General features: G+C 43.2%; 10 protein-coding genes. 7 read left to right on the forward strand and 3 right to left on the reverse strand.

From position 1 onward, the window contains the following. Positions 1-39 precede the first annotated feature (39 nt). The 3 genes from DXX94_RS18310 to DXX94_RS18320 all read left to right on the forward strand — a co-directional run bounded on the left by DXX94_RS18310 (position 40) and on the right by DXX94_RS18320 (position 3,920). A complete protein-coding gene (locus DXX94_RS18310; protein WP_116018121.1) occupies positions 40-759 on the forward strand; it encodes a hypothetical protein in 720 nt (239 codons plus the stop codon). 53 nt (positions 760-812) lie between these two features. After that, entirely contained in the window at positions 813-2,498 is a 1,686-nt protein-coding gene (locus tag DXX94_RS18315) for a type I secretion system permease/ATPase (protein ID WP_116018123.1), read from the forward strand. Between the two features lie 87 nt (positions 2,499-2,585). Continuing rightward, positions 2,586-3,920, forward strand: coding sequence for an HlyD family type I secretion periplasmic adaptor subunit (locus DXX94_RS18320; protein WP_116018125.1), 1,335 nt, complete (start codon positions 2,586-2,588; stop codon positions 3,918-3,920). A 105-nt stretch (positions 3,921-4,025) separates the two neighbouring features. Here the strand turns inward: DXX94_RS18320 and DXX94_RS18325 are convergent, their stop codons facing one another. After that, positions 4,026-4,574, reverse strand: a complete 549-nt coding sequence (locus DXX94_RS18325) for a DUF2780 domain-containing protein (protein WP_116018127.1) — start codon at positions 4,572-4,574, stop codon at positions 4,026-4,028. 87 nt (positions 4,575-4,661) lie between these two features. On the opposite strand from DXX94_RS18325, the gene DXX94_RS18330 reads away from it, so the two are divergent. Then, positions 4,662-5,504, forward strand: a complete 843-nt coding sequence (locus DXX94_RS18330) for a mechanosensitive ion channel family protein (RefSeq protein WP_116018129.1) — start codon at positions 4,662-4,664, stop codon at positions 5,502-5,504. A gap of 141 nt (positions 5,505-5,645) precedes the next feature. On the opposite strand, the gene DXX94_RS18335 is transcribed toward DXX94_RS18330, so the two are convergent. Continuing rightward, positions 5,646-7,496, reverse strand: a complete 1,851-nt coding sequence (locus DXX94_RS18335) for a DUF885 domain-containing protein (protein ID WP_116018131.1) — start codon at positions 7,494-7,496, stop codon at positions 5,646-5,648. A gap of 167 nt (positions 7,497-7,663) precedes the next feature. On the opposite strand from DXX94_RS18335, the gene DXX94_RS18340 reads away from it, so the two are divergent. Both DXX94_RS18340 and DXX94_RS18345 read left to right on the forward strand, forming a co-directional pair. After that, positions 7,664-8,167 (forward strand): GNAT family N-acetyltransferase, encoded by a 504-nt coding sequence (locus DXX94_RS18340; protein ID WP_258872213.1) that lies wholly within the window; start codon positions 7,664-7,666, stop codon positions 8,165-8,167. A 123-nt stretch (positions 8,168-8,290) separates the two neighbouring features. Then, positions 8,291-9,244 (forward strand): DUF4437 domain-containing protein, encoded by a 954-nt coding sequence (locus DXX94_RS18345; RefSeq protein ID WP_258872214.1) that lies wholly within the window; start codon positions 8,291-8,293, stop codon positions 9,242-9,244. A 112-nt stretch (positions 9,245-9,356) separates the two neighbouring features. On the opposite strand, the gene DXX94_RS18350 is transcribed toward DXX94_RS18345, so the two are convergent. After that, on the reverse strand, positions 9,357-10,757 hold the full coding sequence (locus tag DXX94_RS18350) for a M28 family metallopeptidase (protein WP_116018133.1): 1,401 nt from the start codon (positions 10,755-10,757) through the stop codon (positions 9,357-9,359). A 189-nt stretch (positions 10,758-10,946) separates the two neighbouring features. Between DXX94_RS18350 and DXX94_RS18355 the strand changes: the two genes are divergently transcribed. Then, on the forward strand, positions 10,947-12,074 hold the full coding sequence (locus tag DXX94_RS18355) for a pyridoxal-phosphate-dependent aminotransferase family protein (protein ID WP_116018135.1): 1,128 nt from the start codon (positions 10,947-10,949) through the stop codon (positions 12,072-12,074). The last annotated feature ends 61 nt before the right edge of the window (positions 12,075-12,135 follow it).

A 12,135-nucleotide genomic window follows, 5' to 3' on the forward strand; every position in this document is an offset into this window, starting at 1 on the left:
CATAACATACAGAAGAAAACAAAAATAAGGAGTCAAGGAATGGTTAAGTTATTATCCGTACGTTTGAGTCATCTATTGTTGTTGTTTTGTTTATTGTTTACCGCGAGTAGCAATGCGGCATTGTTGTTTAGCCAAGATCCGCTAACCGCGCCATCCCCTGTTGCATCTGGGCCCATTTCTACGGCAGGGTTTAAATTAATAGATAACTTTTCTCTGTCTAGCGATGTTGAATTAACCCAGATAGATTTTTGGACGTTTGAAAGCATAGACCCGTTATTTCAAACAAGGTCTAATGTTTTTGATATTGCCATTTATCAGGATAACGGCAATCTACTTGTTGGAGCGCCCATATGGAGTGCAGTAGTCTCCGTTTTTAATAATGAAATTACTAAAGTACTGGATCCGATTACCCAATTATTTTCACATTCATTGTCACTTGCAACACCACAATCATTGGCGTCTGGCAATTATTATTTTCAAGTAGCTGCTGCATCTAACAATACTATTGATGGCAGCCCAGGGCCTATTGGCGCACTCCCTGTTGGTTGGCAATCAGCGAATGGTGTACCTGGAGCGCCTCCTGCACTGCTGCTTTCTGGTAATCAAATTATACCTCAAGTACCTGCTGCCAATATGGCGTTTAGCTTAACGGGGAATGTGGTTCAAACTATCCCTGTACCAAGTACATTATGGTTAATGGTGATGGTACTTCTGAGTGGTTTGTTTTATCGTGGAAGCACAAAGCAATTGTATCACTAACCCTACTTAACTTAATGACTTTTGCGCAAGCCTGACATTAAGTTTGTTCTGTGATGACAGACAGTAATACTGACGAACTCCCTTTTTATAGAGCGCTTAGCCAACTTAAGCGCTCGCTTGTTCCGGTTATTCTATTTAGCTGTGTGATCAATATTTTAATGTTGGTTTCACCGCTGTATATGCTGCAAGTCTACGATCGTGTCTTGATCTCGGCGAGTCAGCCGACCTTACTGTTTCTGACCTTGTTTGCTATTGCTGCACTGATGGTGCTTATTGCTCTAGATAGTGTGCGAAGTCTTGTGCTCTCAAGAGTAGGTTGTCGCTTTGAAAATGATGTCGCCAGCTATACTTTTAAAAATATATTAGAGCAAGGAGGCCACAGCCAACCGCTGCGAGATATTGAAACGGTGCGCTCATTTATCTCTAGCCCTGCATTGGCGGCGATTATGGATGCCCCCTGGACGCCACTTTACTTAGGGCTTATCTATGTCTTACACCCTTGGTTAGGACATTTAGCCTTAGCTGGTGCCATTGTTTTATTCACTCTAGCACTTATAGGCGAAAGCTTAACCCGCAAGGTGCAATCAGAAAGCACCAGCGCCAGTGGTGAAGCGTATCGTTTTACCGATATTTGTGCCCGCCAACAAAGCGCTGTTTATGCGATGGGTATGGCCAATAACTTAAAAGCTAAATGGCGTGAGCCGCGCATGCAAAGCTTAGCGACAAGTGCTGTCGCAACCCAGCGCAGTGGCTATATTTCATCACTATCAAAAGGTATTCGCTTTAGCTTGCAGGTCGGTATTTTAGGTATGGGGGCATTCTTAGTTATTCAACAAGAATCCTCGCCGGGCGTTATGATTGCGGCATCCATAATCATGGGGCGCGGGTTAGCTCCAATTGAAGCGTGCATTAGTGGCTGGAGGCTAGTTATTCAAGCACGAGATGCCAAAGCAAGATTGATCGCGTTTCAACAACACTTTGCTGAGCCGGCAGAGCCTTTACCTTTGCCTGCGCCAGTCGGTAATTTGGCGGTAAAAAATATTATTTATCAATTTGATGGCAGTGAGTCGCCGTTGTTAAAAGATATCAGCTTTCACTTATCAGCAGGTACGGTGCTTGGCATTACAGGTCCCAATGCCGCTGGCAAAACAACGTTAGGAAAATTATTACTAGGCTTGGTTAATCCAATACATGGTGAGATAAGGCTAGATAATGCGACTTATGATCAATGGGACAGGGAGCAACTCGGCCCTTATATTGGTTATTTGCCGCAAGAAGTTGAATTATTCCCTGGCTCGATAGCAGAGAATATCGCGCGATTTAACGACGCATCACCCGAGCAAATAATGGAAGCTGGTCAGCTCGCTGGTGTGCACGACATGATTTTACACCTTGAACAAGGGTATAACTGTGCCGCTGGTGATTTTGGTGAAGTTCTATCGGGTGGTCAGCGCCAGCGTGTTGCCCTAGCAAGAGCCGTATTTGGGCAACCTAAATTGGTTCTATTAGATGAACCAACTTCATCACTTGATGCAGAAGCCGAGCGTAGTGTGATGAAAGCAATTGTGGCGCTCAAGCAACAAGGGGCAACAGTGATCGTTATTGGTCATAGGCCAGCGCTAATGAATGTTACAGATCAGTTGTTAGTGCTGCGCGATGGACGAATAGCCGCTTTTGGTGAAACACAGGAAATTATGAGCCAGTTGATCAGACCGGTAGTGGAAACAAAGTCGAGTTAACTGAATTTGGATTAGTTAATATCTAGTTAGCTAGCACTTAATTTGGATTAATTAATTTATAGTGAATCAATTAATGTCGAGCGAAATATGGCAAACGCTTTTCAAGCAGCTAAAGTTACCAGCGTAAATACGTCGATAAAACAGCCGATGTTACTGGGGCTATTGATCATTATTGTCTTTGTGGTGGGCAGTGGCTTATGGGCAATGACGGCGCCTCTTGCCAGTGCCATTATTGCTTCCGGTCAAATTAAAGTAGACACTAATCGCAAGCAAATACAGCACTTAGATGGTGGTGTCGTACGTGAAGTGTTAGTGAAAGACGGTCAGCAAGTCGTTAATGGTGACGTGATGGTGTTGCTAGATCCTGTTCAGGCTGAGTCCTCTTTAGCGGTTGTTCGCAGTGCCTTATTTGCCGCTCGTGTTCAACGAGCAAGGTTGCAAGCAGAGCGAGATGGCGCAAATGCTCCAGATTTTTCGTTAGTTAGCACAACACAACCATCTGAAAGTAAAAGTGCCCAAGATAAGCAGGGCTTGATAGCTGCGCAAACATCTTTATTCGCTATTCGCCGTGAAGTTCAAACATCTCAACAAGAAATATTGGCCCAGCAAATCGACAATTTGTTAACGCAAATTGATGGCTATCGAGCTCAAAAAAAGGCCACAGAGCGGCAAGTGACCATTAGTAGTGACGAGTTAGTTAACCTTAGACAGCTGCGCTCGCAAGGACTTGTCGATAACGGCCGACTTTTGGAACTTGAACGCAATCTAGCACAGCTTGAAGGGGAGCGTGGCGAGTTTATCTCTTTAATCGCAGGAGCTCGTTCAAGTATTGATGAGAAAAAACTAGAATTGATTCGAATCAAGCGAAGCTTCAATGAAGAAGTGTTAGCTGAGCTGCAAGAAGTCGAGCAACAAATTATTGATTTGCAAGAGCGTGAAATTGCTGCCGCTCATACCTTGCAACAAATGGTGGTAAAAGCGCCAGTGACTGGCACTGTGGTGGGTCTTAACGTTCATACCATTGGCGGGGTTGTTGTGCCGGGTCAATTATTGCTGGAAATTGTGCCTGCAGATGACAAGCTAATCATTGAGGGGCAAGTTACTCCCACTGATATAGATGATGTTATTGTAGGCCAGCAAGCACGAGTTAAGCTCTCTGGTTTTCAGCAGCGTACCACGCCGGAACTGCAGGGTCGGGTAAAATATGTGTCGGCAGACAGTATGTTAGATGAGCGCAGTGGCGTAACCTTTTTCCTAGTAAGGGTGAGTGTATCCACTGACGAATTAAAAAAGCTCAATGAATTGGAACTCATTCCTGGCATGCCTGCCGAAGTTTTTATTCAAACTGGAGAACGCACGGCGCTAGAATATTTATTACAACCTTTAGTGGACACCATTGATCGGGCTTGGCGGGAAAGTTAAAACTGAATAGAGCCTCAACGGAGGCCCTATTAATAGCAGTTGAAATTAGCAGCTGAAATTAGTAGTAGCAATTAACAGCAAAAAATGAATGAAACTGTGGAAGTACTAGCCGAGTAGCTTACTCAAGCTATCTTGAATAATTTGCTTAGCTTGAGCGCCTTCTGGTGTATCTAAATACTCTTGAATTTTAGTGGTGTACTGACCAATCATCTCTGGCGACAAGCCGATAACTTCAAATTGTTTTTTCACATCATTGGCAGCTTTTAAGGTGTCGCTGTACTCACTTGCTTTATCAAGCAAACCAGAAAGGCCAGAGCCTGATTTGAGCTGGCTAATATCAGGTACCGCATCCAATAATTCTTTGCTGCCAGGTAAAGCTTCAGCAAGTTGGTTGAATTCTTCACTCGAAATATTGTTAGAGACAAAATTCATAATCGCGGCTAAACCGCCTTGAATTTGTGCTTCGGTAACTCCTAAGCTTTTTAAGCTGGCCATCAAGCCTTCAATACTGGCTTGAGGTTGTTCAGCTTCTTGGCTTTCGCTGGTACCAATACCGAGCATACTTTTTAAACTTTCAAGCCAACCTTCGGCGTGAGATGGTGCTGAAAACAATAGTGCGGAACTTAGTAATAGGGCGATAGGCTTAGTAGACATAACTTTCCTTGATTAATTATTGTGCTTGTTATCATATCCCAATTATTATCATGAGATACAAGTTTTTAACACTATTGGGAGAACCACATGGATGAAATGCCGGCACAGTTGCAGGAATTTAAAAAGCTCTACGAGTTAATTGCAGAATATTTAGTGACTTACAGCTTCCAAATTCTTGGCGCTGTTATCATTCTGATTATTGGTTGGTGGCTGGCGTCAAAAGTTAGCAAACTCGTTTGCAAGGTATGTGAAAAACGAAACCTTGATGCAACCTTAAGCGGCTTTTTTAGTAGCCTAGCCAAAACAACGGTCATTCTACTGTTTGTTGTGGTTGCGGTTAGCCAACTGGGTTTTACCATCGCTCCGCTAATCGCTGCCATAGGCGCGCTAACATTTGGTATTAGTTTGGCGATTCAGGGGCCGATATCTAACTATGGCGCAGGGCTGGCGATAATTTTAACAAGGCCCTACAAGCTAGGAGACACCATTATTTTAAAAGAGCGATGCGGTATTGTAGATGATATTAAACTCGCGATGACAGTGCTTAGAAATGAAGATGGCGAGCGCATTTTCATTCCCAATAAAGAGGTAGTTGGGGAAATATTCCACAATAGCCAAGAAAACAAGTTAATGGAGGCCGAAATTGCTATTGGCTATGACGCCGACCCTGAAGTGGCAATTGGCTTAATTCAGGATATGCTAGCCAGCAAGCTAAGTGATGCCGCTAAAATTCAAGTTGGTATTGATCGATTTTCGCCACTCGGGTTTCATTTGGTATATCGCTGTTGGGTGCCTACCGCTGAATACTTCGCACAGCGTTTTCAATTGAACTTAAGTGTTTATCAGGCGCTTAAACAAGCAGGGTTTAGTATGCCCACACCCACACAAAATGTTCAGGTGGTGGGAAGTGATCCGCTAGCAGGGCAATAGAGGTTTTAGCGAAGTAATAACGCTGATTTTAGACCTAAAAAAAGCCCGTTGATAACCATGTTAGACACGGTTAAGCACGGGCTGATAATAGTTAGCGAAGGTATGTGTAGCTTGATGAGAAGCAGCTACACCTAGTCCTGTTTAGCCATTTTTCGCGATATATTCGTTTACCATATCGGTTAGTACGTTTAACGGTACAGGGCCTTGGCTTAACACAACGTTGTGGAATTGGCGAATATCGAACTTGTCACCTAGCTTTTCTTTGGCCATTTCACGCAGCTCAACAATTTTTAACATACCAATTTTGTATGCTGTTGCTTGTGATGGCATCACCACGTGGCGTTCAACCATTTTAACTGCGTCAGACTTTGCATTCGGCGTATTGGTTACGTAGTATTCAATACCTTGCTCACGCGTCCATTTTTTCGCGTGAATACCCGTATCAACCACTAAACGACAGGCGCGCCATAATTCCATTGCTAAACGACCAAAGTCAGAATATGGGTCTTGATAGAAACCGATTTCTTTCGGGATCATTTCAGAGTATAAACCCCAACCTTCAGTGTAAGCGGTGTAGCGGCCGAATTTACGGAATTTTGGAATACCTTCAAGCTCTTGCTTCATAGCAATTTCCATATGGTGACCCGGAATACCTTCGTGGTAAGCCAAGGCTTCCATTTGGTAAGTTGGCATGGCTTCCATATCGTAAAGGTTTGCGTAGTAAATACCTGGGCGAGAGCCATCAGGCGTTGGCTGCTGGTAGAAAGCTTTACCCGCAGATTTTTCGCGGAAAGGTTCAACCGCTTTAACAATTAAGCCAGCTTTTGGCTTGGTTAAGAACAATTCATCTAAACGACCTTTCATCGTGTCGATGTATGCTGTTGCTTCTTTTAAGTAGCGAGCGCGACCTTCTTCGTCACTGTTGTAGTAGAACTGTTTGTCATTGCGCATAAACTCGAAAAATGCGGCTAAGTCGCCTTCAAAGTTTACTTTTTTCATGATGGCGCGCATTTCATCATGAATACGTGCAACTTCGCTTAAGCCAATTTCATGAATTTGCTCAGATGTTAAATCCGTCGTTGTTGTGCGGTTTAGGGCGTTGTTAAAGAACGCTTCACCTTCAGGGAATTTCCACGCGCCGTCACGTGTATCGGCTTTGGTTTCCAGTTCCATTAAGTAAGCAACTAAGCTGTCGTATGCAGGTTTTAATTGCTCAACTAATGCCTTTTCAACGTCAGCAATTAGAGCTGCTTTTTTAGCATCGTCTAATTCCAGATTGTTCACCTTTTTGCGGAAATCAGCCAAAATTGTGCCGTCTTCTCCTGCTTCAAAAGGAGCGCCTGCAATAATGTTTTTCGAATCGCGAATAACATGTGGGAAGACAAATTTAGGGGCGATGATGCCTTTGGCTTCACGAATTTTTAGCTGGTCGATTAGTTGGTTGATCAGTTCATTCGTACCATTGACACGTGCAATGTAATCGTTCGCTTCTTTTTCATCTGCAATCGTTTGCTGATTAATCAGCATCGCAGGTACTTGCGAATGTAAACCAAACATTTGGTTAACAGGGTAGTTGTGATGACGCCACTGAAAATCATCAATTTCTTGTTGTAATTTTTGTTCTAACAAGGCGTAGCTAACCGCTGTTTGTTGGTCAAGCTTGCTGACATCAAGTGCTTGAATACGCTTTAAATCTTGTTTGGTAATTTCCAGTTCTTTAAGCGCGTTTTCTTCTGAAATGTCATTCCATTTATCGTAGTCTTTTTTGATGCCTAAGAAAGTCTGCATCATTGGGCTGCGATCAATACCTTCGTCAAAAATCTGATCAAATAGCGCATTTGCTTTTTCTGATTCAGTTTGCGCTGTGGCAACGGCTTGTTGCTCTATGGCTTTTTCTGCAACGGGTGCTGTGTTTGTTGATTGCTCTGAACCACAACCTGCTAGAACGGCAGTGCTAAGGGCTAAAGCTAATAATGACTTGTTAAATTGCATCGTGCTTCCTTCATTTATATAACTGGTTGAGTTTGCCTTGGAATATTTAGTAAATGCAAGAAGTGCACGATAAAAAGCGCAATTGATAAGACTAATGGTTGAATATTGCGGCTAAATTCGCGATATTGGCGCGAAAATCATCCCTTGCCTGACAGTTAAGACAACGTGTGACACAAGAACAACCTTCGACACCGAGCAAAGAAGCTAAGCATAACCCTAATCGCCAGCAAACGAGTGTCACGATATCGTTTGTTAAAGCTGGTTACCAAGACATCGGCTTTTTAACCTACCTGCGTAAGTTAACCATGGAATCCCACTTGAAAAAGGCGGGCATTGAAATGAGTGATGAGCAGCACGTGGCTCGAATTCACGAGCATTTTAATGACTCCTTCTTAATAAAGTTAGGCCACTCGACCGTTGGCTTGATCAAGCTAGGAGTAGAAAATGGCAGCTTACACATACGCCAATTTCAAATTTTGCCAGAATATCAAAACAAAGGAATAGGCGATAAGGTGTTGCTGGTTTGTAAGCGCAAGGCCAGCGAACAAGGGCGTTCACTGACCCTTAATGTCTTGCTTGATAACCCCGCCAAGCAGCTTTACTTACGCCACGGTTTCGTCATAGAGCAATCCGATAGCCTTCAAAACTTTATGCGTTTCACATCACCTTAATACTTGGCAGTAACCGATTATTAAAGGTAAGTTAAATCTGTTTAAAATTAATGTTGATTATTTAGCGTGCAGAAAAAAGTTACCCTCTGCCGCAATTATTAATCGCTCGCAAACGTTATCCTAATGAACAAGTTATCTGTTGCCCTTTCTTTCACACTAGCCCTCTCGCTAACAAGCCAGTTCGCTTTTGCCAAACCAATGTCGGCTGAATTAGCACACAATCCACCTGAAAATGTATCTGAAGCTCTATCGGTCAAGGCTGTGTCGAGTGATGTTCAACTGCAAGGTGTCGATATTATCCAAACTGACGATGTTGATTGGGGTTACTTAAACCCGCTTCGAGGTGACAAAAGCCCTGGTGCCGCAAATTTGTGGGGGGATCGTACAAAAGATACAGCCACAGGCATGTTAGTTAGGTTTAAGAAAGGATTTTCTTCACCACCGCATATTCACAATATTACCTATCGCGGCATTGTCATCAATGGCTTATTGCATAACGACGACCCTACAGCAGCAAGAATGTGGATGCCAACGGGATCTTACTGGACTCAACCTGCGGGCGAAAACCACATTACTGCCGCCGACGGAGAGAGCAATTTAATTTATCTAGAAATTGATCGTGGCCCATATTTAGTCAAGCCATCAAACCAAGCATTCAACAATGGTGAAGCGCCAATTAACCTTCATGCAAATAACTTAGTATGGCAGCCATATGGTGCGGGCAAGCGCGCTTTCTTGTGGGGAAATACCAGCAAAGGTGAAATTAATGGCTCGCTGATTAAACTACCCGCAGGATTTGCCGGACAATTAATTAGTAGCGCTCAAGAGTTTAGAGCGGTTGTTATTACTGGTCAGCTAGGTTTAGTTGATAGCCATTTGGTTGATAGCCATTTGGTTGATAGCCATTTGGTTGATGGCAATAATGCCAAGGTAGGTCATGCCAACAAAATGAGAAGTCTAGCGCCAGGTAGCTATTTTGGCGCTGATCAGTCGAATAACTACAAGCTTCGTAGCGCGCAGGAAACCATTCTTTATATTCGCACCGATGGTCATCTAATGTTAAATTCCAGTAACTAGCTTGTTCGCATAAGCGATAAAAACAAAAGGAAGCATATAGTGTGCTTCCTTTTTTCGTTAAGCGTCACTTGTTATCTGTTCAGTGAGAATAACTAAACTTAGTCAGTGAGCGTTAGTAGATTTTACCTTCGCTGGCAACTTTAGCGGAATCAACTCGGCTCGGTGTTGCTACACCTGAAACAACCGGCTTGATGCCTTTGGCAATTGTGGTTAACACTTGCTGAAGTGACGTTAGGTTTAATGTCGCGATTTCATCGCTAACTGCATGATAATGTTTATCTTGATCGAGCTGAACCGTACTAAAGCTGTGGGCTGGTACGCCCAGCCTTGCAAACGTGGCATTATCAGAGCGATAAAATAGTTGCTGCTCAGGGTAAGGGTCTGCTTGAATGTCGTTAGCTTGATGAGCGATTGCTTGATTCATAATTGTCGCTAAATTAGAACGTTCAAAGCCTGTCATCCATAATTTTCCTGCGCCAAACTTAGACGTTTTACCAATCATTTCCATGTTTACCATAGCCACGACATTATCTGCTGGTAAATGTTTAGCAAAGTGCTTTGAGCCGTACCCGCCAATCTCTTCAGCAGTGAAAGCGACGAATATTAGTGTCCGATCATTATTATTCGCTGTGGCAAAATATCTAGCGAGATTAAGCACACCCGCTACACCTGATGCATTATCGTCAGCACCGTTATAAATAAGGTCTTTTTTCCCACTGGTATTGCTGTGCTCATCACTACTTTTGCTAGCGCTAAGCACAGTACCAATGTGATCATAATGAGCAGTAAACAACACAACCTCTTCAGGTTTGGTTTTGCCTGGCAACACACCAATAACATTGGTTAGTGCCTTTGTGGTCAATGTATTGCTGCCCAATGCGCTGTATTCGTCAATCTGTTGGCTATCGTCCAGCACCATCAAAATAGTACCTGTTGGGGTGTCGCTTAGCTTGGTTAACCCTTTTGTAAAATAGGCTTGATAGCGTTGAAATAAGTCTTGGTGGCTAGAGTGAACAACAAGGAAATGATCGCCCCCTTGCTGATTAATCTTGCTCAGTGTCTGGCGCAGGTTTTGTTCTTTGCTAACAATATGGGTTACAACCTTACTATCCGCTGTCCAATTAAAGCCTTTCGCGGTACTCGCCAATGCCAGCTGTGCTTCCGACACTTTCTTTCCATTGAGCGTCACCGCTAAAGCAGCTGGTTTAATATTGTAAATATCGAATTGCTGGCGGTAACTTGCTTTAAAGGGTTCAAGTTTGGCTTGTTTAAAGCTAGCGGCGATGTAATTTGCCGCTCGGTCTAGTTCCGGCGTAAATACTTGGCGGCCTTTTAGTGCATCACTTGCTAAAAACTCGACATCTTTTTTGATGTTGGCGAGTGAAATAATGTGGTCTTGAGGTGCAGAGATTTCGGCATTATGGGTGATATCAGCGTGTGCTGACGGGCTAATAAAAGCTACTATGGCTGTCAACACACAGCAAGAACTGGCTAAATGTTTGAATTTCATCATGGTTATTATTGTTTACTTTAGGCTGATCTAATCTTACTATTTTTCAAACTGTCGACAAGCGCAATAACCGCTTAGTTTGCAATAGATAAAAAATAAAATTTGTGAATACGTTACATAGTTTGGATTAATTTAATTGATGGCGTATTCACATGTTACATTGCCCAAAAGACAATATCGGACATTATTGCTATGAATTATTCTTCGTTTATTCCACCGCAGCGCACCCTGATGGGCCCAGGCCCTTCTGATGTAAGTGCACGTGTATTATCTGCTTTAGCGAGACCAACTATTGGTCATCTCGACCCTAAATTTGTCACTATGATGGACGAGGTTAAAGCACTTTTACAATATGCTTTCCAAACTAAAAACCCATACACAATTGCACTTTCTGCTCCAGGCTCTGCCGGTATGGAAGCCTGTTTTGTCAACTTAGTTACACCTCAAGATACGGTTGTTGTTTGTCGCAACGGTGTATTTGGTGCTCGTATGATTGAAAATGTTGAGCGTATTGGTGCCAAGTTAGTGGTTGTTGATTCACCATGGGGCAGAGCCGTTGAACCACAACAATTAGAAGATGCCTTAAAAGCAAACCCTGATGCTAGCGTAGTGGCATTTGTACACGCTGAAACGTCTACTGGTGCGCGCTCTGATGCGAAAACACTTTGTGAAATTGCGGCTAAGCATGACTGTTTAACGATTGTTGACGCGGTAACATCATTAGGCGGTAGCGAATTAAAAGTAGATGAGTGGGGAATTGATGCCATCTATTCAGGTAGCCAAAAATGTTTATCTTGCGTACCAGGTATTTCGCCAATTAGCTTTAGTGAAAAAGCGGTTGAAAAATTAAAAGGCCGTACGGACAAAATCCAAAGTTGGTTCTTAGATCAATCATTGGTGATGGGTTACTGGTCTGGCGATGGTAAGCGCGCATACCACCATACTGCGCCTGTTAATTCACTTTATGCCTTGCATGAATCGCTTGTGATGCTGCACGAAGAAGGTATTGAGAACAGCTGGCAACGTCATCATAACATGCATAACAAACTGGCTGAAGGCCTAGCGGCGTTAGACATTGAGTTTATCGTGCCTGAAAATGAGCGCTTAGCTCAGCTTAATACAATTAAGATCCCTGCGGGCTTAGACGATGCTAAAGTACGATCATTTTTATTAAATGAATTTAATTTAGAAATTGGTGCTGGCCTTGGGCAATTTGCAGGCGAAGCATGGCGCATTGGCTTGATGGGCTTTGCCGCTCGACAAGAAAATGTCACCTTATGTTTAGCAGCGTTAGAGCAAGCTATCGCTAAATGTAAATAAAGCGCAGGCAAGAAAACTAACATTCAAAAAAGGCACGCATAAACGTGCCTTTTTTGTCTTC

This window comes from Thalassotalea euphylliae (genome assembly GCF_003390375.1).
GTDB classification, from domain to species: domain Bacteria; phylum Pseudomonadota; class Gammaproteobacteria; order Enterobacterales; family Alteromonadaceae; genus Thalassotalea_F; species Thalassotalea_F euphylliae_A.